Origin of the sequence: Algoriphagus locisalis, from assembly GCF_900116615.1 — a bacterium.
GTDB classification, from domain to species: Bacteria; Bacteroidota; Bacteroidia; order Cytophagales; family Cyclobacteriaceae; genus Algoriphagus; species Algoriphagus locisalis.
Genome location: NZ_FPBF01000012.1, coordinates 53,653 through 75,759, shown reverse-complemented (window position 1 = coordinate 75,759; position 22,107 = coordinate 53,653). Strand labels below are relative to the sequence as shown.

Genomic DNA, 22,107 nt, shown 5'->3' with positions numbered 1-22,107 from the left:
CCAGCGATGATTATTGGAAAGGTTTCCTGATTTAGAATTCTATGTTTATCCGCTTTTCTACCAGTAAAGAGGCAAAAGCAATGTCGGATATGTTAAACTTAACAAATGAGGCTGCTTCGGTCTTCGGTCATCGGTCTTCCGACCAGATAAGCAAAGATTTTAAGACTAGGGGCATCATTGCAGATAATCATTTTAGATTAATAATCCATAGAAATGAAATTCCCGCTTAGATCATAGCTATAGGTGAAGGTGGTTCCTCCGTTTTCTGGCTGAAGGAGGACTAGGTATTCAATCTTTGACCGCACTCCATCTTTGGGGATTTTCACTAGTGCCATATGAAATGAAGGGCTAGGGATCTCCTTTTCTTCGGCTAATTTCTCTTTGGATTTTTCTACCAGGCCACCCAGTTTGCCCAGGTCGATCGGATCACCCAATTGGAACATGAAGTCGGAAGCATTCATGCCTTCAGACACTTCCAAGGTGATGTCGGAGGTTTGTGTCCAACTGTCATTGGATTGTGTCCATTGTCCCATTTTTAGAGAAGATGGATCATCGGTGACCGTCACTGAGATGATGTTTCCAATTGATTTATTATGTGTGATTGTTAAATCGGTAAAGTATGCATCGGCTCCAAATTGGTCTTTCAGAGCTTCTTCTATGGCCAGGAAGCCATCTTCATTTGCTTCTTGATTGCTCGCGCCACTACCGCAAGAAATCAGGAATGTCAGTAAAAGGAATAGACAAGGGATTTGAAGGCTTTTCATTTCTTGGTGGTTATAGATTAGTTTTCAATTTCTTCAGTATCCCTGCCGTAGATGTAGAACAGTGCCCCACCAATGACAATCAGCAGAATCCGAATGATCCAGCCCATTCCACTTCCCCAGATATCAATCCAGGCCAATAGCCTGATGTTGTAATTGAAAATTGAGAGAAGCATTGAAATGATTCCCATAGCAGCTAGTAATAGTCCGCCTTGGCCAAGTTTTGATTTGATGTCTTCCATTTGTTTGATCTTTTAAATTTTTTTTAAAAAAAGCGCTCAAGGTCTGTTATTCCTTGAACTCCTGAAATCATAAGATCAATCTTGGAATTTTTTAGTACTGGTGAAATAGCCAGTCTATATCCGTAATGCCTAACTGTATATTTGTAAAAAGTTGACTGCTTTTCGTTTTGTTGAAAATTGGGGAAAAGGGTGTTTTGCTAAGTTAGAAGAGATTTTAATGCCTGTTGAACTCTAGAAAAGTGGTCAAAAAAGCATCTTTTTTTCGGAAGGAAACGGGGATTTGCTTCCCGTTTTTTAAATAAATGGTTCCTGATTTGTCGTATTTGTCAATGAACTTCAGGTTTACCATAAAGGACTGATGGGGTCTTGTGAAATGGGCTTTTTCAAGTTGTTCCTCATAGCTTTTGATGGGTTTGGAAGCCATGTGTTTTTTTCCGTTTGATAAATGAAAAGTGGTATAACCTTTATCAGACTCGCAATACAATAATTCGGATAGGTCAATTACCTGAAAACTGTCGCTTAAAGAAAGCACTAGCGTGGAATCATCTTGGTACCAGACTTTTTTAGTTCGATTGATCTGCTCTTTCTGTTGGACCGAACTTTTGCTCTGCACTTTTTTCAAAGCGATCTGAAGCTCCTCCGGGTCCACTGGCTTCATCAGGTAATCTACAGCTCCGATTTTCAGGGCTTTGAGTGCGAATTCTTCATACGCTGTTATAAAGATGACCTTGAAGTCCAGATGTTCGGTTTGATCCAAAAAATCAAAGCCTGTCCCATCGGATAAATTGATGTCCAAAAATACCAGCTCAGGATTGCAGGCATTGGCAACGATCACTGCCTCTTTTACAGACCCACATTCACCGATGACATGGATCTCAGCGCTGACGGAGTGGAGCAAATTGATCAGGCCTTTTCTGATGTAAGCCTTGTCTTCAATAACCAGTGCATTCATGATTCTTGGCTTTGTTGATAGGGGATTGTCAAAGTCACTAGGGTTCCTTTTTCATTGAATTTAGATTTATCGGCTATGCTTATTTCCCCTTTCATTTTAAGGTCCTTGGATAGTATTTTTAGCCGCTCTGAAGTGATGGTGGTTGCCAGAGATTTTTTTGTTTTTGATCGATTTCCTGTCTGGGAATCTATTCCTATTCCGTTGTCAGAGATGGTACAGATAAGTTGTCCCTGGTTCATCCTAAGAGAAATATCAATTTTGTTTTCTCCGGATTGCCCATGGAATGCATGTTCTATCGCATTTTCCACAAATGGCTGAATTAGCATAGGAGGGATTTTTATTGCTGTTGGATCAATTTGATCGGCCACATGTATTGAAAATCGGAATTGATTGTCTTCCAGATTGTGGAGAGAAAGATAATTCTCCATTGCAGTGATTTCCTTGGAAAGCAAAACCAGTTTATCCCTGGAGTTTTCCAATATGATTCGCAGGAGTTTAGAAAATTTAGACAGGTAGTTCACTGATTTTCCTTCCTCTTTATTAAGGATCATCCCTTGGAGTACGGAGAGAGAATTGAAGATAAAATGAGGCGTCATCTGGGAACGAAGCAGTTTTTGCTCCACGATGACATTTTTGGTTTTGGATTTTTCGTTTTTCAGTTTTTCTATAAAAATCAATGTTCCTAATGCGATGGAAATCAATAGAATGCCAATGATGGCCCAGAGGTAATTTTGTCTCGTTTTTGCCAGGTCCTGCGAGGTGTCCAAAACCGTTTTTGTCAGCTTGAGTTCTCTGATGTTGGCAGAATCGAGTTCCAACTTATATTTATACTCGTATTCCAGTTGGGCTATTTTTTCTATGTTTTCCTTATTAAAAAGGCTGTCGTCCAGTAGTTTATATTGCTTATGGTTTTTGAGCGCTTCTTTATAATTTCCCGTTGCTTCATAAATTAAGGAAAGCATTTCTGAGGCTTCTTTTTGATGGTTTAAGAACCCCGATGTTGTGGAGATTTCATAGGCTTTCAGCGCCTTGGACAGCGCCGGCTCATACTTTTTTTGTTTTGCAAAAATTCTGGACTGTCCGATATAAGCTCCGGATAATGTCTCTACGCTTTCAATTTCCAAACTGATTTTTTCTGATTCGGAGAAGTAGGAAATTGCATTTTCAAGGTCATTAAGTTTCAGATAAGTCCCCCCGATATTATTTAGAATAAAAGGTATTTCACCGCTTGCATCTATTTGTTTACTTATTTCTAAAGCCTTAAAATAGGTTTGAAGAGCTTTATCAAACGCCTTCTTTTCCTCATAGATGGTTCCTATTCCGTTCAGGGTATTGGCTACCCCTTGTTTACTGTTGATCCGTTCATAGATTCCCAATGAGCTTTCAAAGCTTTCCATAGCTCTATCATAATTTTTCTGAATCTTATAGATCGCGGCTATATTCCCAAGGTTATGAGCCATACTGATACTGTCCCCCAGTATCTCATTCATATATAATGATTTTTTGAAATGTTCTTGGGCCAGGGGATAATTACCTAACTTCCTATAGACGTTACCCAAATTGTTCATACTATAGGAAATCCGTTGTTCGTTTTGATTTGCCTCAGCTATGGAAAGCGCTTTATTCAAATTAGAAATGGCTTCATCAAATTCACCCAATCCTTCATAAGCAGCTCCTAAATTCAAGAGGCTTGCTGAAAGATTATCGCTTCCGATTTCCTCCTCGATTTCAATTGCTTTTTTAAAGTTTTCAATGGCATCCCTGAGTTCACCTTTATTTCTAAAAGTAATCCCCATGGCATTGTAACTGTTTGCTATTCCCTTTTTGAAATTGATGCTTTCATACAGTTTTTGTGCCTGATCATAATACTGCAAAGCCTGATCATAATTGGATTGAATAGCTTCTGTAATTCCTTTGATGTATATACTTCTTGCCTTTCCTTTTTTAAACCCGATAGCATCGGCCAACTCCTCGGATTCACTCAAATATTCCAGGGATTTTGGGATGTCTCTGCTGAAAAAGGAGAATGCAAGATCATTTAGAAGATTGACTCGAATGGTATCTTGATTGGTATGTAGTTCTAAGGCTGATTGTAAGCTATCAAGGATTGGGGTTTGCCCAAATGCACTTGTCCAAACTAGGTTGGCGAGCAAAAAACCAAGAATAATCCTAAAAGTAATGCGCATGATCTTATGAGAAATCTGATTAGAGGCAATTCAAAAAATGAGGATGAACATAGACCTTAACCCTATTCACATTAGACTCTTTTTTGATTTTTTGCGTTTTTAATGAGTTTCTAATCTCGACCAAAATAATTGATTTAATCTCTTTTCGGTAGAATTGGACCAGATTTCTGGATTGGATCCATCATCAAAAAGAAATCCGTAAGACTTGAATCAATATTCGTAGTTGTTATTGGATGTTTTAGTCATAAAAATGAATGTGATGAAAAGGGGGAAGGGATCTTTGGTTAAAAGCAGATTCGAACTTTCCATTTGGTAAATTTCATGTGTTTATAATTTGTATTTCAATGGCCACAACCTGTCCCGTGACGAAGGATACGGGATGGAATCTCACAGCGTTTATAAACATCCTAGTGTGTGTCGTTATCGACATGCTCGATTTCATATGTTTATAATTTGATTTTTTAAGGTCATATGGAATGCCCGCGTCTAGTTATGGGTTTGAATACCGATCAAGGTTCTCTCGGATAGCTTGGTTGGTTAGATTTTTCTAACGATTCATATGTCCCAGTTTGAATTCCACCTTTCCCAATCCTCCTCGCAATTTCCCGCAATTAGACGCAGGATTTTCGCTTTTCTCGACTAGCAAATGAACCAGCCAATTCCAAATGAGCTAGTTTTGGCTAGTTCTTTTAGGATCATTGGTTGAGATTTTTTAGGCTATTTTCCAATTCTTCAAAAGGAATAATCGTTTTCACTCCATAATCCGACACTGGCCAGGACTGGATGATCGTTTGATCTCTAATCCCATATCCAGAATAGCATGCTAGAGTCCGATTTGTCGCGGGCTTGCATTTTTAGGCTCTACCTCCATCGGTATCCAAACCAAATCATCTTCAAACAGTAGTTTTTCTTTGGGGAAGTGGTAAATCAGGTAGTCGATAGTATGTTTCGGTTTTTTACCGATCAGGCAAATGTCCATGAAGTACTCTTTTTATCAATTTATTAGGATGAATTCTGAGGATTAGTCCAGTTGTTAAAGCCTGATACTGGATAAGTCTATAGGTTTTTCTGTGAACTTGCCCAGCCAAACCTTGGGTTCAAATTGTTTTTTGGGCAGAAACATATCCCCGGGGAAAAACATATCTCCTGGAAAAGCTTTTGGTTCTAGGGGGAAAGACAAGCCTATAATTTCAGCATCTAACTGGGACTTTGAAGTAAGTTCCATTAGAATTGCTATCCTAGCCTTCTTCTTGGAAAGGAGTTTTCCCAGCTCATGAAGATTTTGGAGTTTTAATTCCTTCATGGACTTTTTCTGCTTTGGCTTTAGGGTGGTTTTTCCTAAAACAATATTCTGCCTCTCCCCATCTGCAAAGGCGAAAATGGTCAGCCGAATTTTGGAATTATTTCTGTTTATAATTTGTCCGCTTGGGGCTATTATCTTATTCCAGTCAATTTTCCCTTTACTTTTCTGGAAGCTTTTCCATGTACTCACATCAATCTGACCAGAGATAAAAGCTTGATTTACCAGCGCTTCTTTGGGATTAAATTCCAAATTTATGCTGCTCGATGATTTCTGTGCATAGGCAAATGCAGTAATGAGCATTAAAGCAACGACTACGGGGAAATTGTATTTAAAAGTTTTCATGTTTTTAAAGTTGTTTTTTTAACCCGCTCAGAACAGTAGGTATGTGCTAAAATGGGTTCTTGTTGAATTGATAATCATACTTGTCCCGAACTTGCTTCGGGACAAGTTGTGTGACCTATGTGTCATTCTTGCCTTTCAGGCAGGATAGCTCTTACCAATTGATTTTTCAGTTGTGCGATTGCCAGGTACATGGCATTCGATTTTAGAAGGTATGGTTAATGAAAAACCTATTTCTGCTTTTCATAGACGACATACATTCTCTTTTCAGAATCAGGCCGAAGCTGCACACCTATTTTCATGGTATTATCCTCAAGGCTGAGAATATGCCAGGTGATACTCCGCTCCCCGCGGGTCAAGGTCAAGCTGTCTGCTTCCAGACTCCAAGAAAATTCCTGTTCTTTAGCTTCACAGTTTTCTTGATATCTGACTTCTTTACCCTGATTGTTTTCCATAAAAACGCTGTGATTTTTACAGTCCTCTGATGCATGCTTATGGGGAAGCAACATGCCCGAACCATCGTCCCCCATTAGAGTTCCTTGAATTTCCCAGGTTCCTACGAGATCTTCCGGTAGTATGGTGGTTGTTTGTGCAGGAGCTACATTGCAAATCAGCATCATTGCAAGTATAAAGCTTAGGTATTTATTGATTGTGTTCATGGTATTGAATGTTGGATTTAATACTGTTTAAGGAAATTCTATTCTTATGATTATCGGTTTTTTGGGGTTTAATTAGGCTGATTCGTGCCCCTGTGAGTTACTCTAATCCTACTAAAGCAGTTAAGGTGCGGCGATTTTTATAGCGCCACTTACTTCTACCTCTTCCCCTGAAGTAGAGGCTTGAAAAAATCCTTCAAATTCCAAGGACAAAGCAGCAACAGTTGCTTCATCACCAAATGCGGTTATACTGTGTTCCTGATACGCTTTCAGAGAAAAAGTACACTGAACTGAAGTATATCGAAGTTCTTCACCCCACTTGTTAACTGTTACTTTGGAAGAGATTTCCTCTCCATTTTTAATTAAGGAGGCAGGTTGATTGTCATGGTCTAGAATCAAGCCTACGGTAACCTGAGTTTTTCCCGCTTCCTGAAGTAGAATAGTTATAGTTTTTCGTTCTTGTTCCGGGTCATAGTTTACAAAAGAGACGCTATTGTAAACACCTGCTGTTTCCTTAGGAATTTGTCCGGAAAATGCTTCTCCACTGGCTATATTGATGTCGTAGGAATGGGATGAATTGCTTGGGATAGTTGGTTCATCTCTTTCACTTTTACCACATCCGGATTGGAGTATTAGACAGATACCCAATAGAATTGCAAGGATACCTTGCTTGACTAAACTGCGCATGATAGTTCAATTTATTGTACTGTTAAAGACTATTTTGGATTGATTTAGGAGTAATCAGCCCATCCAAATCAGTGAAAAGCTATACTCTGACGTTTTGGATGGACTGATGGTGGATTTAATCTCTGCCGTTTCCCCAGCCAAGTTCGTTACCGCCCAAATTGGTGAAGGAGTTATCGCTGCGTGTAAAATTAAGTAGGTCGGGAGCAGAGGTGCTTGCCCCTGTATAGGCATAGAAAGCATGGTTTGGCAGGTCATTAAATGCAGAGTTTGTCACCGAGAGTCTTGGGTCGGCATGCATATAAATAGCCCCTGAATTGGTCAGGTTTCCTACCGGAAAATCACCCTTGGCCTCTTCGATGATGGTATGGGTTATTCGGTTGTCCTCTTGGGTAAAGGCATAGTAAATTCCTCCCCAGTTGGTTCCGTTTGCGGCATGCAGAAGGACAGGATTGCTCGCCGTACCCAGTATTTTCAGACTCACGTCATAGGGAGGAAGCAATGCTGCGGTTTGCAAATACCCGTCAGGATGGAACAGGATTTCTACTCCTTCTTCTATGGTTAGATGTCCACCTTCTTTGATATGAACCCTTCCATCCACCAGGTAAGGTACATCGAGCTGCTTCCAGCTGACCGTCATCTCTTCTATTTCGTAGTTGTCACTTACAATATTGACGAAGTCGCTACTATTCCCTGTGAATGTTGAGTTCTGATCCAAAAGATGCGCTTTATTTGCGGCTACTTTTACCGGCACTCCTTCATTTGCGGTGATGGTCAGATTTGAAACAGAGACTACAGAATTGGTAGTCAGATCCAATCCGTAACTACCTCCACTGCTGATCTCAACACTTTCCAACGTTAAATTCTGCGGCGGTGTACCTGACACATTCCTTAATGCGAGGCTACCACCTAATGAGGGAGAAGAGGACTTGAGTAATTCTGATCCCGCATATTCAATGATGGTATTGGAAATAAGGTTTGAGGGGTTGTGGGCCTCAGTGAAATATATGCCTCTCCAGTGTCCTTTTTGCTGTACGGTGCCCGTTAGGATTACAGGTTCCTGTTCGGTACCCCTGATTTCAAAGAGTTGATTGTCCAAGTCAACCAGCATTCCAGCATCCTGTTCGAATGCAATCACCACCCCGGGCTGAATCTCCAGGCTTCCTTGGACCCTTGTCCAGCACTCAATGACATAATCAACCGGTCTTTGGGGATCATTGACTAAAATCTGGGATGAATTAAAATAATCACAAGCCAGAACAATAGGGGGGAGGATTTCTTCTACAGGATCCTCATCTTCGCTTTTTTCACAGGAGAATAAGGAGATACAAAGTACAGTGGCCAGGACATAATGGATCTTCTTGGCTAATAATGGATAAGTTTTCATTGTTTTTATTTTTTAGGGTTAAAAGCCTGCACCGAACTAGCTAGGCATTTGTCATTGACTCCTGAGTCATGCCTGGTTTCGGATAAAAGGCTCGATTTCAACACTAGATTGGTTTAGTTTTTAAGTTTAAATTGATAGCCTACTCGAATACCTATGAATCCAAGTCCATCCCCGGATAGGGCTAAGCCCTGATAGCGCAGTGAAAGGTCAATGTCCCCCAAAAAATAGCCGACCGTTGCGGCATAACCCAAAGAGGTAGAGGAAGCACTTCCCCCAAAGCTGTCCATTCCCAAAAAGGAGCCTTTGATTGTACTGCTGTTGATGGATAATCCCAGCTGTGGTTCTAGGTAGATTCTTTCCAAATGATGTCTGTACCCAGCCAAAAGTGGAATTATCCCTAGTGAACCCTTTAATCCAGCAGCATAGCTGTCTTTGAGACCGAATCGGGTATATCCAGTAGAAAAGGTTAATTCCCCACCTGTGTTTAGGCTATAGAGACCTTTCACTCCAATTCCTACTCCCATTCCATATACCTCGGAAAAATCCCCAATTGGGACACCTAACATGACTGCTGGATTTACACGGATTGTTCCTTCTTGGCCATAGGAGGAATTAATGAAGGCGGTTAAAAATGCGCCGATAATCAATAATTTTTTCATTTTGAATTGATTTGGTTAAAATTTAAATAAGGTTTAGTTTAAGACGTGATGAGCATCTTTGCACTCTGGTTTTGAGCTTATCTGGAGTCTCTAACCACTTCATGTGAAAAGTTGGAAAAAGTAAACACGCCCTAGAAAAAAAATGTAGTTTTGCCCGCTTAGGGTTTACTTTTACCTGAATTAGCTATTAATGAACAAGGAGGAACGTTTCGTACAGGACATCCGGAAAGGGGATAAAGAAAAACTGGAAAAAATCTATTCCGACAACAGGGACCACTTTCTCACTTTTGCACGAAAATATCAGCTTCACGATGAGCAAATCAAGGATATCTATCAGGAGAGCATTATCGTTTTCTATGAAAATATACTGGATGGAAAGCTGGTTACCTTACAAAGCAGTATCAAAACCTACCTATTTGCCATAGGGAAATACAAGCTGATTCAGTACCTCAGAAAGGAGGAGAAATACGATGTTTTTCCATTTGAGGAAAAAGACCTGTTGGATCACATATCCATTCAGGAAATGCCTTCGGAAGAAGAATTGGATGGAAAGACGGCCGTTTTAAGAACTGGCTTAAGGCAGCTTGGGCCAAAATGCCAAGAGGTATTGCGTATGTTTTATTACGAAGGCAAGAAACTAGAAGAGATTCAAATGCAACTTGGCTATGAGTCAAAGGATACCGTGAAAAGCCAGAAATCCAGGTGTATTAGACAACTAAAAAAATTAGTCGGGGCATATGAAAAGTGACCAGGAAGTATTAATTGATGGGTATCTAAGCAATAGCCTTACTGCCTTGCAAAAACAGGAGTTTAATAAACTTATGTCCGAAGATCAGCAATTTGCTGAGGAGGTTGCCTTCCATGAAAAAATGAAAGTGGCTATCCGCCTAGAAGAAAGGGAAAGACTGAAAGCCAGATTCAATACGCTGGATCCCCAGTCAAATACCAAGAAAATGTGGTGGTATGCAGCTGCTGCGATACTTTTTTTTGGGATAATGGGCTGGTGGGGTAGTGCTCAATTCTCGCGTGATTCCGAAAATCTGTATTATTCCTATTTTGAACCTTATCCTAATGTAGTAGAACCTATCGTACGAAGTGATGCTGAGCAAAGCGGGCTTTCTGCCCAGGCTTTTGCATGGTATGAAAAAGGGGAATATGAAAAAGCAAACGATGCTTTCGCGACCTTGTTTGAGGAAAACCAAAAAGCAGCTGATCTGTTCTATCAGGCGATTTCTCTGATGGCTTTAGATCGGAGTGCCGAGGCTATTCCATTGCTCGAGCAGCAGAAGGAGGAGGACTCATTTTATGAAGCAGCACAATGGTACCTCGCTTTGGCCTACTTAAAAGAAGGGCAGGAATCCCAGGCTAGATTCTGTCTGGAAAGGGTGAGGGAGGCTGGTGGTTTTCTTTCCTCCCAGGCCATTGACTTGTTGAATGAGCTGGACAATACTAAGTGATACCTAGTTTAATTTTCTTTTTTGATAAAGCATGAGCGTGCCGAGTAGTATCAGCAATGCAGGTATGGCATACAGCCCGTACTGGATAATATAAGTCCATTTTCCCTCTGTGGAAAGCTCTTTTGTGTTACCGTTGAGCACAAAACCAGCCCAGTAGTAGGGGTGTTGCTTCATGGGGTTTTCTGCCAAGAATTCCTTTTTGGCTTTGGCCAGGGCGTCTTCCTTGGAGTTGCCATCTTCCAAAAAATCATAAAATAAACGCATCAGTATGGCTGTTTCCTCATCGGGTACCTGCCATAGGCTATAAACAGAGGATTTCACACCCGCATAGGTAAGTGCTCTGGATAAACTCAACATTCCCTCTCCTGGCTGTAATGTTCCTATGCCTGTATTACATGCACTGAGAACGACCAGTTCGGCAGGAAATCGCAATTGATACATTTCTGAATAGGACATACGCTCCCCATCCTGAAAGAAGATCCCTGAATTTTCGTGATTGTCCTTATCCATCACAGCATGTGTTGCAAAATGATAAACCTGAAAGGTGCCAATGGCTTTTAACAAGTTGTTTTTGTTTGCTTTTTCTTGATGAAAAAGCTCACCTCCCAAGCGATCCACTATGTAATTTGCCTCATCCAGAGCACCTTCTAAATAGGTTAAACGGCTGCGTGTTACCGGTTGGGTTTCTAGGGTGCTGAGATACGATTTGGGATACTCTGGCACAAAAGCCGCTACTGTGCCGGTACTGTTGCCTTCGTATCCAGAAAATTGCTGCAGTGTCCAAAGCTTAAAGGAATTGGAATAACTGATCGTATAATCCTGCACTAGGACTCCGGTCTGATCGGGATTTTCCAGGCTTTCAAAAGCAAGAAAATTCAGTTTGCTGTCTGGGATGATGACAAGGTTCCTGAGATTTGGGTCATCAAGTTGTAATGGAGTGATTAGGGCTTGATAAAGTTGTCTGGAAAGTTTCGCTACATCGGGCTGGATAAGCTGGATCTGTTGATGATAATCATCCAAAAGATCAAGGATTGGTTTTTTATCTCCAAGGTCAAACAATTGGGTAGTTCTTGGACTCACCACAAAGGCAAATAGTCTTGTTTCAGTAGCGATGTACCGGATTATAGCCCTTTCATCGGAGAGCTGGTTTTGGATAGTGCTGAGATCAATATTCCCATCGAAAAAACCAAAATAGGAAGAATCGTAAGTCGAGATTTTAGCTTCGTTTTCCTGAAGCTCAGCTTGTAGCTTCTGAATTTTATCTAGGTCTTTACCCGAGCCTTCTTGCGCAAGAATGGCCAAGCTGGACCGCAGTTGATTGTGCATCAGCAATAAGCTGTCAGGTACAGCCAAAAATTCTTGGTGTTTTGCCTCAAATTCCCTCCAGAGCAGTTGAGAGGTGTTGTTTTCCACTCGGACCAGTAAGCTGTCCACCAGAGGTTTGTCCAGTTGAAGATGAAGTGACATTAAACCTTCGTGGATAATTCCAGAGGTCATGTTCAAACTCGGGTTATATGCGCCCTTTTGATAATATTTCTGAAAAATAATTGCAGCTAAGTCATAAAGATGATAGCTGATTTGCCCCAAATCCTTATCCCCGCTTTGTTCATATTGGTTGCGATAGACATTGGCAGTTTCCTTTACAGCATTGATATAATATACACTGTTTCGCTCTCTGAAATCATCTTCTTGAACCTGCATCATATGCTGCACTTCTTCAGAAAGCAAAAGTGAAAATGCACGTTTCACCAGTTGTTCGGCTTGGGAGAAATCTCCCATCTGTTGTAAAATATCCGCTTTTTTCAAAGACAGGTTAAGGAGGTTTACTTCACGGATATCATGGTTTTTTCCGATTTGTAGGGCATTGTTTAGGTAGCTCAGTGCTTGATCTAAGTTATTGGAACTAAATAGCCAGAATTTACAATAGTCCGCATTGGAAAGCATTTCAAAGTAGTAATTATCCTTTTCTATACTTTCTTTCATGGCCAAATCCAATAAGCGGATTTTCTCCTGGGTTACTTGGCTGTCATCATATTCATCCAGAATAGCCGCAGCGTTAAGAATGCTACTAATCAAATAGTCTGAGTATTGGATTTGGTGTTTTCTTGATAACTGGCGGTAGTCATTTCTCAGGCTGTCTAAATGGGCCAAGGCAGCAGTTGCGTCATCATTCAGGTCATAATAGAGAATGTTAATCCGGTGTCTGTCCACCTGATACATTCGTGCAGGCTTTTGATCTGCCTTGAATGCTGATTTACCAAATGAATCTTCGCTCACCCACTGGTCAAATTTTGAGTTTATTGCATGGATTAATTCCTTGGCTCCGGCTTTATCTCCGTAGGTACGGTACAGCCGCATTAGGTTTCCGTAAATAGAAATCAGGTTACTTTTATCCACTTCTGGATCTGATTCCCAAAGCGCTTTCGCCTTTAGGTAACATTCCTTCCGTTGGGTAAAAAATCCAGTCTCTGCGTACATGGTTCCCAAATTATTATATGCAAGCGCAAGATTTGAGGGGTTCAGGTCATCCTCAGGTAGTGCCTCATAATGACTGATGGCTTCCTTATATACCCTTATGGCCTCATGGTATTCATTATTCTTATCATGAAGAAAGGCAATGTCATATACAAAATCGGCTTGGTCTAGAGGCTTGAGATGCGCTTCAAGCACCTCATACCATTTTTTTGCGGTTTTTAATGAATTAGCCCAATCCCCTGTATTGGCTAGATTATGGTACGTTTCTATGCTTAGGTCTTTCACATAGTCTATATGCTTGGATTCAACCAGTAGCTTCCCTTGTTCCAAAGCTTGGTCGAATTCGAGGAGTGCTTCCTGATAGTTTTCTTGGCTGGAATAGTGTAGTCCTGAGGCAAAGTGGGATTTGCTATTATACAGCAAATAATCGGGATGGCTGGATGGAAACTTAGCAGTTATTTGCTGAAAGATAATAGCAGCCTGTAGGTAGTTTTCCTTGGAAAGCAGACTGTCTGTATAAGATATCAATTCCTGAAGATTGGCATCGGATTGCTGTCTGGATAATCCTTGGTTTATGGTAAAGGAACATATAAGTAAAATCAGCAGTGATCCTTTAGGGAGTAAAAAACTGGCTTTTGTTTTGAAAATTGAAAAGTACTCGCTCATTTTCATCGGTCTGTTTCTGAAAGTATAGATAGTGTATAGGGGCTTACAATAAGTTATTTTTCGTATAGGATTAATTAGTTCGGAAGGTCTTACCCCTGTGAGTTAAGTTTCAAAAAAGCGATAATCCCTTAATATCAAAAAGGAATAATGATAAAACTACAATTCTTGGTGTAGTCGGAAGAGAAGATGACTTATCCAATACTGACTAGACAAAAATAGTTAGTTCAGATAAACGGCAAAGAGAGGCTGCCAAATTAATTGAGGTTGCAACTAAAATACAGCAAATTACCCGTACCCAGAAATTACCTCTAGAGCAGAATACTGGAATTTGCTTTATCACCTCTAGTTACCGTATTTCCTAAATTTTGAAAGTTTACCCCTGTCGGTCAAACCTTGATACTACTGAGGCGTAGGTACAGTAACGAACATTTCCTTTGAAATTAGTTGATGATGGGGCGGCCGGTTTTTCTGGTTATATAAAGTGCACTCTATGTATTCTTTGTTCCCGCCTGATAACGTTAAAAATTAACTCCTTAAACATCATGAAATGCCCATAAGAAAAGTCTCACACAACTTGTCCCGAACTTGCTTCGGGAGGAAAATTATTATACTCACTGCGAGAGTCCTCCCGATAGCTCGGGATGACCGCTAAAAAACAAATTATAAACAGATGAAAAAAATATTTTTAAGCTATTTGACTGTTGTGTGCCTTTTACTCTCCTGTACCGATCAGCCAGAAGACCCTGTGATTTCCCCTTCCCAAGATCAAATAGAAGTTGAGGCAGAAGGTGGGGTTCAGCAGGTTGAATTTACTTCTCAGGATTGGCACATAGATAAAATAGAAAATGTCCAAGGCGACACCAGGATTTTTGGTGATATTTTTAACCTTCAAGATGAAAAAACTGGCGAGAATATACTGTTACAATTAGAAAATGAAGGAAGGTTAGAAGCCATATGGCCTAACAAAGGTTTTGTGGTGGTTCGGGATACTGGCAATACGCTACAAATCCAGCTCGAAGAAAACAGCTCAGGCGAGCCATTTGAATTCAGGATCTTCCTGAGCTCACCAAAAGCCACAAAAACAATCCGTGTTTCTCAAAAGGTATCCCAAGGGTACTCCTTTAAACAACTCAGATACTACGTGGGAGAAGGAGATGCTGACTCGCTTTATTGGAAAAAGGGCAGTTCAATCAAAATGGATTTGCCGTATAGCCAGGAGATTGAATTTACACCTATTGGAGGAATTGACCCAACCAGTAGCTATTTATTCAGCAGTGATACCCCAGATGCGTTTGTTTGGTTAAAATCAGATAGTATAGCCGTCAGACTTCCCGCCCATATACAGGATCAGGAGGTTTTACTCGGTGAGGAAGAAGGGATTTATACCGAATATACCCAATCAGAAATATCAGACTGGACTGCCTTAAAGGAGAAGATCACAGTGCCTGCCGGAACCTCGCAATTCCGAAGTGAATATGAAATGAGACGCAGGATTTTGAGCTATAGGCTGCTGCTGACCAACAATCGCACTGGTGATGAAAAAGCAATTGAAGGCAAACTTATACAGATAGCACCCACCGGTGATTATAGGATTATTTCTGAGTGAGGATTCTTTTTTTGACTGTGTTCAGCAAAAGTTTGAGTTACGTCTTTTCATGCATCATGAGTTAGACTTATAGCTCAGTGTATTTCACAATTGGTGCTGTGCTTGGCCTTCGAAAAGGACTAAAGGCCTTTTCACGGCTATAATTTTTTCTAGTTACATGTAACATTTCGGTGCTTTTTTCTTCCAAGAGATAAAAACCGAACACATGAAAAAATATTTTAGCTGCCTGATAGTGGCAATCCTTCTAGTAACAATTTCTGAAGCCCAAACCTCATTCAGGGTACAGCGGGCTGGGACAGGTAAACCTATCCTGTTTCTTCCCGGATTTGGGAGTTCTGGTCAGGTTTGGGATCAGATTTCCTCAAAATTGCCAGATCATGAATCCATTACCCTTACTTATGCTGGCTTCGACGGGGTTACACCAATAAGTTTTCCCTGGTATAGCCAGATCACTGTGGAACTGATCAATTTTGTAGAAGAGAATAATCTTCAGGAACTTACAGTGGTAGGACATAGCATGGGTGGCAACTTAGCTGTAGAGCTGGTAAAGGCAATTCCAACTAGGGTTGCTCAGCTGGTGCTGGTGGATGCACTGCCCTGTATGCGGGAGGTCATGATGCCTGGAATTCCTGCCGAGGGGTTATCTTATGACGGCGATTATAACAAACAACTGATGAATATGAATGCGGCAGATTTTGAGGTATATGCCAGTCAGATGGCGCAGGGAATGGCTACTGCGGTAGATGATCAACAGCAGCTGAAGGATTGGATACTTGCTGCTGACCGGGAAACCTTTGTAAAAGGATATACCGATCTGCTGAAGCTGGATCTCCGGACCGGGTTGGAAAATATTAAAACACCTGTATTGATTTTGGTGGCAGACCAGCCATATGGAGCTCAAGCCCTGGAAACTATGAAAACCCAATACAGCGCTTTGCAAAACAAGGAGTTCAAAATGGCGCAAAATAGTAGGCATTTTATCATGATGGATCAGCCTGAGTGGTTGGTGCAGGAGCTTCAGCAGCTTATCAAACAGTGAGTGAACCTAAAAAAATCATATTTTCCCGACTCTATGGGCAGTATTATGCCATGGTGTTACAGCTTGCCCTCGGTTTTGTAAAAGGAAACCGGGACCAGGCAGAAGATCTGACTCAAGAAGTATTTATCCAGGTTTGGAACCATCTGGAGGGGTTCAGAGGCCAGTCTTCCTATAAGACTTGGATCTATAGGATCACCGTGAATTCTTGCTTGGGGTTTCTCAAAAAGTCAAAGCGTGAAGCGGAGCTACAAGATCCTATGCAGTTGTCTCATGAGCAACTTAGTGAAGAAGAGGATAGTAGCCAAAAAACCCTGGATGAACTATACCGTGCCTTGGGGAAACTGGATGACCTGGATCGACTGATTGTCTCCATGCTGCTTGAAGAATTACCCTATGAGGAAATTTCCGAAGTGCTGGGTATATCAGCATCCAACTTGAGGGTGAAAATCCACCGGGTAAAAAAGAAACTTAAAAAACTGATGAATCATGAATGAACTTCCCAAAAATATAATAGATAGCTGGAAATCTGCACAAAGATCAATAGAACCTAATCCAGCTAGTCCTGAATTTTTGATTGAAAAGGCAACTAGCATGAAGAAGAAAAGCCTAAAACTTCAATGGGGAAACCTAATCTTACTAAGCCTGTCCTTACTTGGGATCACGGCCTGCTGGCAATTGTTTTTTCCTTTTCAGGAATTGCTGAGTAAAGTAGGAGTAGCGTTGATGTTGGGCAGCTTGCTGGCGCGCGTTATCGGAGAGGCTTACTCCGTGATTTCCTTTGGAGCACGTAGGTTCACTAGTTCTGCCTATCAAAAACTTCAGCAGGATGAAAAGTACCTTGCCTTAAGAACAAGAATAAACGGAGTTCTTACCTATTCCACTCTTGGGCTTTATAGTTTTGGCCTTTTATTGCTGGCTCCTGAATTTTCCATATATATCCCAAAGCTGTATATGTGGCTGATCTATGCCGCTTACCTGCTTATGGTAGTGATTTGGGTGGCGATCATCCGAAAAAATGTCAAACAGGAAACGGATGACCTGACTCAGGTAGTGGAGTTACGAAGAACACTTTGTAAGGAATTCTAAATGGGTATCAGATTTTGTAGATTAGCCAAGAGTCAGGAGTAGTATCCGCATGCGGCAAAGTCCTGAGAATACGTAGAGTTGAAAGCGCAGAAAGGATTTCTCGATCCGATAGGTGCCTCAGTGCAAACTGCAAATCCTCCAAATTCTGCAAAACCTATGTTTTTGTTAGATTTGTGCCAGGCTAATTTTACAAAGAGCCCGATTCATGTGTAAAATGAAAAAATTAAACTCACTTATTTTCCTGTTTTATTACCTGATTTGTTGGGTGATAATACCCTCTTCAGGAATTAGTGAAGGCATGATTTCACATGAATTAGCTGCCAAATCCTTCTATAGTAATACTAAAACTGATCCGGGCATCACTTATTTTTTGCATAGCAACAATGCAGATTGGAATAGAGGAAATAGACAGGTTTCGCGGCAGGACTGGCCAGAAGGGAACGGGCACTGGCAGCTTATTTTTTCTGCTGTAACCCATGCGGAATTAGGCCTGGTTTTTTCGGGATTGTCAAGGTTAAGCTTTTCCAGCGAACCGATTTTCGGTTCGCTCACGTCGGGCGAAATCATATTCCCATTTCATTATTTCTGGTAAAAAGGACAGCATTTCTTCAAGTCTTTGCTACTTCCTACTGACGCTCAGGGTCGGATAGGATGAATATTCCATTTTACCAATTCAAAATTCATGAGTGATTTACTAATAATTGCCTTCTCGGTCCTATTGGCCTTGATGATGATGCTACCCCTATATATTTCTTTTCTTAAACAAAATAAACAGCGCAACATCCTGAAAGATAAACTCAGGGAACTAGCACCGCATAGCCAGTTAAAGAAAAATGATTTTGCCACCTGGCGTAAGGGCTATTGCCTAGCCTTGGTCCCAGAGAAACAACAGCTTCTTTATTTGCATTTGCAGGAGAGTTCCAGCTTTTTTCAGGTGATTGAGTTGGATCAGATACGGCTCTGCAAACCGGTTAGAGTTTTCCGGGAATTGGAAAATGCCGAGGAGCGGAAGCAGATCATCAGTAAAATCAGTTTGGTGTTCGATCAGTTTGAGGAGCAAAAGAAGTCAAAAGAGCTTGAACTTTATGACGAAAATAAGAGTGGATATTTGGTAAATGAGTGGGAGGTAGCCTTGGGTTGGTCGCAAAAAGTTAATGACTTTCTAAAACTGCAAAAAGGAGGTTTTTAAGCTTCCTTAATTTTCAATTCCTTTTTGCTAACCTACTTTTAGATGGTTTAGCTCAATCTTTACTAGAAGTCTGGATTGTTTAAATGCAATCATGGTTCCTTGTCTCTTATTTCTTTGGCAGCTGATATTCCTTCAAAAACGAGGTGATTGGAATAGCTGAGATCCGCTCTCCGTCCAACAGAAAAATAATGTCCTTTGTTTTACCAACTAGCAATCCTCTTTTGGTTTCGTTATCGGCAAATCTGATTTCAATTGGGCTGCTCTCCATTACCTGTTTTTTATAATAACTGCCATAGGCTTGGGCTGCTAATACCAGATAGAGTGCAAATAAGATAATGAAGGAAATGACCCTATACTGGCTAAACCATTGCTTTTTGTCTATTCCGAAATTAAACCGGGAATAGGCATAGGGATACTTTTTTCTAAAGTATGTGTCGCCCACGAGCAATAGGCCGATAAGTGCCGAGGAGGCAATGATAAACCAGAGAATAGCAAAATCTGAAAAAGGAGCAATCAGAAAATCCAGGATATCAGCATAATCAAAAATATTGATATTAAATTCCTTGTATTTATGATGGGTAAAGAGCATTCCGACGGCAACTGAAAAAATGTAAGCAACCGTCAAAATCGTCTGCAATTCCTTGATCAGCGCCTCATAAGCATCTTTGATTAGTCCTTCCTTCATTTGTTATTTTGATAATAATTAGCCCAACTTATCTCTGAATCCGGGATAGAATCGCATCTTTCAGTTTATTTTTCATTTGGGCTTCTAAAAATAGGGTAAAAAAGCTTCTAAGGAGTTAAGATTAACTGTCTTGGAAAAAGTATTGCTTTATTCTACAAGTCCACATGATCTGATGATCCTTAAAGAATCCAAGAGCAGGTGCGGACAAACTACCATTTTTTAATAACAAGGCTCCGTTAGCTCCATTGATTCGAGCAGAGGTTTAGTAATTAATTTTTCTCCAATCCTTTGCCGTAGTGTGTGTTCTTTGTAAGGTGCCCAATAGGTAGTTGGATCTATTGTCTCAAGGCTTAGGGTGCTCCAATACTTCTTACCGTTTGAATCGGTGTAGGAAGATTCGATTCGGGTGATGAGCTGATCGGCACCCAGTGAAAGTCCATCGCTGAATAATTCAGGAAGACGAAGTTCCTGGGCCTGTTGGTTGAAAGCATAGATAAGTCTGGTATCAAAGTCCACTGTGGCTAGATGAATGACCTCCTTTCCATTCGCCTCCTTTAGTTTTCGAACTTTATATGCTCTGCTTTCCAGTCCTGCAATTACTTTATTGGATTCAGGAAGGGCTACAAACTGTATATAACCGTCATTTGGAGGAATCGCAGTTCTGGCGTCTTTGGATTCCAGATACACAGAGTCCACGGCGACGATCTTGCCATTACCTGGCCCTTCGGCTTCTGTGCCGAAGGTCAGGTAACTGCCGTCTGGCTGGGCAATGACGTAGTGGATCATCTCATCCTCTCTTCCCCAAGCCGCATGGTCGAACAGAAATCGCCCGCTGCATGAGCTGTGGTAGATCCATATCTCTTTTTTCAAACCAGTGTGATCGGAATAGGAATAGATCAGGGCTTGATCGAAGTAAAGCCCTTCTTCTTTGCTGTCGTATATGGCTAGTTGGGCTTCTTGACCAAAAGACAAAGTGACGCATAATAAACTTAAAAGCTCAAGGAAAATAAACTCTTTACGCATTAGCTTATCTTTCAATTCGTTCAATTTTAAAAACTAATGTTGACCACTTTTCGGTTCCGAATATCCCAATCCCTCTTTCATCGGAACCATTGACTTGAAAATAAAAAGGAGCCGAAATTGCAATTCCCTCAGTATCTGATCTCGAATTAATAACTCTATTGGCTGACTTTTCAGAAGACCAAAGTTTATTAAAATCATCTAGTTCATGAAGATAAACACCCCGGGTTTTCTTACCAAAATTATAAGTCAATACAGCTCCAGAATCATCAAATAGTTCAGCATATACTTCAAACATAAATCTTTGATTTTCGCCAGAAAGCCACTCGGGCCTAACACTAAATGTCCTTGAAAGTTCTAAGGGTATAAAATAGGTGTCCTCTACCGGATTAACATCAGCACTGAACTTATAAAACTTTACGCCTTTCATACCATTTGCGAAAAACAAGTTCTTCTTCTTATCCTGGTAAGATTTGATGTTCCTTTGGGCTGGTCTCGAGCCTGCCTTCGATACATTCCAGATCAAATCGGATTGTTTTTGGTTGTTTTCTACTTTTTTCCTGTCTGTCCTGGTCTCCAAAATTCCATTCACTCTAATATTCCCATAAAGTTTAGGTAATGATTCTCTAAATTCACTTTTGATCAAAACCCCCACGACGGTAACTTTATATTCATAGTCGGTGGCTTTTGAATTTTTTTCAGCTTCTGCCTGACTGATTTTAATCATTTTGTAGCCCAGTTTTGGGGCTATCAGATAGATACCTTCTATCCGCCCGTTGGCCATGGTGTTCTTCTTATTCAGTTCATAAATCGTGTCAAACATGACAGTGACATCATCGCCATTTGTTTCATATCCAAATAGTCGGCCGCCTGAGGAACCTATTCCATATGCCTCACCTAGTATCAACGCTTCCCCATACGCTTTGCTTCGGTCTTTGCTGTCTGGGAAATTCCTGACATTCACGAAGAGGTTTCTTTTGGTTCCGCTGGCATCAGTCATCCCTTCGATTCGGTAATATCCACCGATATTTCTGGCAGTCTTTTTTGGTGTAGTGGCCATTGCTACTCCAACTTTGGGTTTAGCGGTTGACTGCTGCACTACCGTTCCACTTCCTGCGGAAAATGCACCTTTTTGTAGTGAAGTTGCTGCCTGTGCCTTACTGGCTTGCTGATTGGTCAGGGTTTGGTTTTTAAAGAGTGGTCCTCCGAAATACCGCGCACCTTTGGTGCTCTCATGCATAAACATGGTTGCGTTATCATTTGGCCGGATAAAAATCCTGAACTTCTGATCCAGAGATGCCCATTGGTTTTTATCATACTTTAAGGTGCCGGTCACCTCACCATTGGCAAGTGTTCCTGTGAGGGTAGCCTTCATGTTTTCCTTCTTGTGGATAATTTCTCCAGTCACCGTGTTTCCAATTTGGGTCAGATGGTACTCTATGTTTGTATCCACTTTTGTTTTGTCATTCACCATAGCGGCGTTCCATACACCGGTGTAATTTTGCGCCTGGGCCCATCCTGCCAAAAAGAGTAGGAATAGGGAGATATACATGTGTTTTTGCATGAGTTGTAGTTTTAGGTAAAAATTGATTTTGCTTAATTCGATGTGTACAGACTAATGTCCATTAGTGGGAGCAATCCTCAGAAGTGGTTCACTAATGACTTCCATAAGAATTATGGATTAGAAAAGGCCAAAGCAATCCCGTTTGCAGCTG

At 40.9% G+C, this 22,107-nt stretch carries 21 protein-coding genes; 8 read left to right on the top strand and 13 right to left on the bottom strand.

The window, feature by feature from the left end:
- Window positions 1-197: 197 nt before the first annotated feature.
- The 9 genes from BM386_RS22835 to BM386_RS22795 all read right to left on the bottom strand — a co-directional run bounded on the left by BM386_RS22835 (window position 198) and on the right by BM386_RS22795 (window position 9,169).
- A complete protein-coding gene (locus tag BM386_RS22835) occupies window positions 198-764 on the bottom strand; it encodes a hypothetical protein (RefSeq protein WP_091698402.1) in 567 nt (188 codons plus the stop codon).
- A 17-nt stretch (window positions 765-781) separates the two neighbouring features.
- On the bottom strand, window positions 782-1,003 hold the full coding sequence (locus BM386_RS22830; RefSeq protein WP_091698401.1) for a hypothetical protein: 222 nt from the start codon (window positions 1,001-1,003) through the stop codon (window positions 782-784).
- Between the two features lie 214 nt (window positions 1,004-1,217).
- Window positions 1,218-1,955 (bottom strand): LytR/AlgR family response regulator transcription factor, encoded by a 738-nt coding sequence (locus BM386_RS22825; RefSeq protein WP_091698399.1) that lies wholly within the window; start codon window positions 1,953-1,955, stop codon window positions 1,218-1,220.
- Window positions 1,952-4,141, bottom strand: coding sequence for a tetratricopeptide repeat protein (locus BM386_RS22820; RefSeq protein ID WP_091698397.1), 2,190 nt, complete (start codon window positions 4,139-4,141; stop codon window positions 1,952-1,954). Before BM386_RS22820 ends, BM386_RS22825 begins: the two co-directional genes overlap by 4 nt.
- Before the next feature lie 1,033 nt (window positions 4,142-5,174).
- Window positions 5,175-5,786, bottom strand: coding sequence for a hypothetical protein (locus tag BM386_RS22815; RefSeq protein WP_139235978.1), 612 nt, complete (start codon window positions 5,784-5,786; stop codon window positions 5,175-5,177).
- 227 nt (window positions 5,787-6,013) lie between these two features.
- Window positions 6,014-6,442: a lipocalin-like domain-containing protein gene (locus tag BM386_RS22810; protein WP_091698393.1), complete on the bottom strand. Its 429-nt coding sequence runs from the start codon at window positions 6,440-6,442 to the stop codon at window positions 6,014-6,016.
- A gap of 120 nt (window positions 6,443-6,562) precedes the next feature.
- A complete protein-coding gene (locus tag BM386_RS22805) occupies window positions 6,563-7,126 on the bottom strand; it encodes a hypothetical protein (protein WP_091698392.1) in 564 nt (187 codons plus the stop codon).
- A 115-nt stretch (window positions 7,127-7,241) separates the two neighbouring features.
- Complete coding sequence (locus BM386_RS22800; protein ID WP_091698390.1) at window positions 7,242-8,510, bottom strand: hypothetical protein; 1,269 nt, start codon at window positions 8,508-8,510, stop codon at window positions 7,242-7,244.
- Window positions 8,511-8,623: 113 nt separating this feature from the next.
- The gene (locus tag BM386_RS22795) at window positions 8,624-9,169 is read right to left on the bottom strand and encodes a hypothetical protein (protein WP_091698388.1); all 546 of its coding nucleotides are present in this window, start codon (window positions 9,167-9,169) and stop codon (window positions 8,624-8,626) included.
- Between the two features lie 190 nt (window positions 9,170-9,359).
- Here BM386_RS22795 and BM386_RS22790 point away from each other — a divergent pair, with 190 nt between their 5' ends.
- Both BM386_RS22790 and BM386_RS22785 read left to right on the top strand, forming a co-directional pair.
- Window positions 9,360-9,917, top strand: a complete 558-nt coding sequence (locus tag BM386_RS22790; protein ID WP_091698387.1) for an RNA polymerase sigma factor — start codon at window positions 9,360-9,362, stop codon at window positions 9,915-9,917.
- Window positions 9,907-10,626 carry a tetratricopeptide repeat protein gene (locus BM386_RS22785; RefSeq protein ID WP_091698386.1) on the top strand — a complete coding sequence of 240 codons (720 nt, stop codon included), beginning with the start codon at window positions 9,907-9,909 and terminating at the stop codon, window positions 10,624-10,626. Before BM386_RS22790 ends, BM386_RS22785 begins: the two co-directional genes overlap by 11 nt.
- Before the next feature lie 3 nt (window positions 10,627-10,629).
- On the opposite strand, the gene BM386_RS22780 is transcribed toward BM386_RS22785, so the two are convergent.
- Entirely contained in the window at window positions 10,630-13,767 is a 3,138-nt protein-coding gene (locus BM386_RS22780) for a CHAT domain-containing protein (RefSeq protein WP_170857165.1), read from the bottom strand.
- Between the two features lie 670 nt (window positions 13,768-14,437).
- Between BM386_RS22780 and BM386_RS22775 the strand changes: the two genes are divergently transcribed.
- The 6 genes from BM386_RS22775 to BM386_RS22750 all read left to right on the top strand — a co-directional run bounded on the left by BM386_RS22775 (window position 14,438) and on the right by BM386_RS22750 (window position 18,687).
- Window positions 14,438-15,373: a hypothetical protein gene (locus tag BM386_RS22775; protein WP_091698382.1), complete on the top strand. Its 936-nt coding sequence runs from the start codon at window positions 14,438-14,440 to the stop codon at window positions 15,371-15,373.
- Between the two features lie 205 nt (window positions 15,374-15,578).
- Window positions 15,579-16,412 (top strand): alpha/beta fold hydrolase, encoded by an 834-nt coding sequence (locus BM386_RS22770; RefSeq protein ID WP_091698380.1) that lies wholly within the window; start codon window positions 15,579-15,581, stop codon window positions 16,410-16,412.
- Complete coding sequence (locus BM386_RS22765; protein WP_139235977.1) at window positions 16,409-16,906, top strand: RNA polymerase sigma factor; 498 nt, start codon at window positions 16,409-16,411, stop codon at window positions 16,904-16,906. The genes BM386_RS22770 and BM386_RS22765 overlap by 4 nt, the downstream gene beginning before the upstream one ends.
- Window positions 16,899-17,498 carry a hypothetical protein gene (locus BM386_RS22760; protein ID WP_091698376.1) on the top strand — a complete coding sequence of 200 codons (600 nt, stop codon included), beginning with the start codon at window positions 16,899-16,901 and terminating at the stop codon, window positions 17,496-17,498. Before BM386_RS22765 ends, BM386_RS22760 begins: the two co-directional genes overlap by 8 nt.
- A 214-nt stretch (window positions 17,499-17,712) precedes the next feature.
- Window positions 17,713-18,090 carry a hypothetical protein gene (locus BM386_RS22755; protein WP_091698374.1) on the top strand — a complete coding sequence of 126 codons (378 nt, stop codon included), beginning with the start codon at window positions 17,713-17,715 and terminating at the stop codon, window positions 18,088-18,090.
- A 90-nt stretch (window positions 18,091-18,180) separates the two neighbouring features.
- Window positions 18,181-18,687 (top strand): hypothetical protein, encoded by a 507-nt coding sequence (locus BM386_RS22750; protein ID WP_091698372.1) that lies wholly within the window; start codon window positions 18,181-18,183, stop codon window positions 18,685-18,687.
- Between the two features lie 106 nt (window positions 18,688-18,793).
- On the opposite strand, the gene BM386_RS23845 is transcribed toward BM386_RS22750, so the two are convergent.
- The 3 genes from BM386_RS23845 to BM386_RS22735 form a co-directional block, all read right to left on the bottom strand.
- Window positions 18,794-19,372 (bottom strand): hypothetical protein, encoded by a 579-nt coding sequence (locus tag BM386_RS23845; RefSeq protein ID WP_211482946.1) that lies wholly within the window; start codon window positions 19,370-19,372, stop codon window positions 18,794-18,796.
- Window positions 19,373-19,591: 219 nt separating this feature from the next.
- Window positions 19,592-20,410, bottom strand: a complete 819-nt coding sequence (locus BM386_RS22740) for a hypothetical protein (RefSeq protein WP_139235976.1) — start codon at window positions 20,408-20,410, stop codon at window positions 19,592-19,594.
- Complete coding sequence (locus tag BM386_RS22735; protein ID WP_139235975.1) at window positions 20,400-21,956, bottom strand: hypothetical protein; 1,557 nt, start codon at window positions 21,954-21,956, stop codon at window positions 20,400-20,402. Before BM386_RS22735 ends, BM386_RS22740 begins: the two co-directional genes overlap by 11 nt.
- Window positions 21,957-22,107: the final 151 nt, after the last annotated feature.

Coding starts and splice junctions, on each gene's coding strand:
- BM386_RS22815 (WP_139235978.1), bottom strand. CDS start 5,786: ATGAAAACTTTTAAATACAATTTCCCCGTAGTCGTTGCTTTAATGCTC.
- BM386_RS22750 (WP_091698372.1), top strand. CDS start 18,181: ATGAGTGATTTACTAATAATTGCCTTCTCGGTCCTATTGGCCTTGATG.
- BM386_RS22790 (WP_091698387.1), top strand. CDS start 9,360: ATGAACAAGGAGGAACGTTTCGTACAGGACATCCGGAAAGGGGATAAA.
- BM386_RS22835 (WP_091698402.1), bottom strand. CDS start 764: ATGAAAAGCCTTCAAATCCCTTGTCTATTCCTTTTACTGACATTCCTG.
- BM386_RS22800 (WP_091698390.1), bottom strand. CDS start 8,510: ATGAAAACTTATCCATTATTAGCCAAGAAGATCCATTATGTCCTGGCC.
- BM386_RS22735 (WP_139235975.1), bottom strand. CDS start 21,956: ATGCAAAAACACATGTATATCTCCCTATTCCTACTCTTTTTGGCAGGA.
- BM386_RS22830 (WP_091698401.1), bottom strand. CDS start 1,003: ATGGAAGACATCAAATCAAAACTTGGCCAAGGCGGACTATTACTAGCT.
- BM386_RS22760 (WP_091698376.1), top strand. CDS start 16,899: ATGAATGAACTTCCCAAAAATATAATAGATAGCTGGAAATCTGCACAA.
- BM386_RS22795 (WP_091698388.1), bottom strand. CDS start 9,169: ATGAAAAAATTATTGATTATCGGCGCATTTTTAACCGCCTTCATTAAT.
- BM386_RS22770 (WP_091698380.1), top strand. CDS start 15,579: ATGAAAAAATATTTTAGCTGCCTGATAGTGGCAATCCTTCTAGTAACA.
- BM386_RS22805 (WP_091698392.1), bottom strand. CDS start 7,126: ATGCGCAGTTTAGTCAAGCAAGGTATCCTTGCAATTCTATTGGGTATC.
- BM386_RS22785 (WP_091698386.1), top strand. CDS start 9,907: ATGAAAAGTGACCAGGAAGTATTAATTGATGGGTATCTAAGCAATAGC.
- BM386_RS22775 (WP_091698382.1), top strand. CDS start 14,438: ATGAAAAAAATATTTTTAAGCTATTTGACTGTTGTGTGCCTTTTACTC.
- BM386_RS22755 (WP_091698374.1), top strand. CDS start 17,713: ATGAAAAAATTAAACTCACTTATTTTCCTGTTTTATTACCTGATTTGT.
- BM386_RS22780 (WP_170857165.1), bottom strand. CDS start 13,767: ATGAGCGAGTACTTTTCAATTTTCAAAACAAAAGCCAGTTTTTTACTC.
- BM386_RS22820 (WP_091698397.1), bottom strand. CDS start 4,141: ATGCGCATTACTTTTAGGATTATTCTTGGTTTTTTGCTCGCCAACCTA.
- BM386_RS23845 (WP_211482946.1), bottom strand. CDS start 19,372: ATGAAGGAAGGACTAATCAAAGATGCTTATGAGGCGCTGATCAAGGAA.
- BM386_RS22825 (WP_091698399.1), bottom strand. CDS start 1,955: ATGAATGCACTGGTTATTGAAGACAAGGCTTACATCAGAAAAGGCCTG.
- BM386_RS22810 (WP_091698393.1), bottom strand. CDS start 6,442: ATGAACACAATCAATAAATACCTAAGCTTTATACTTGCAATGATGCTG.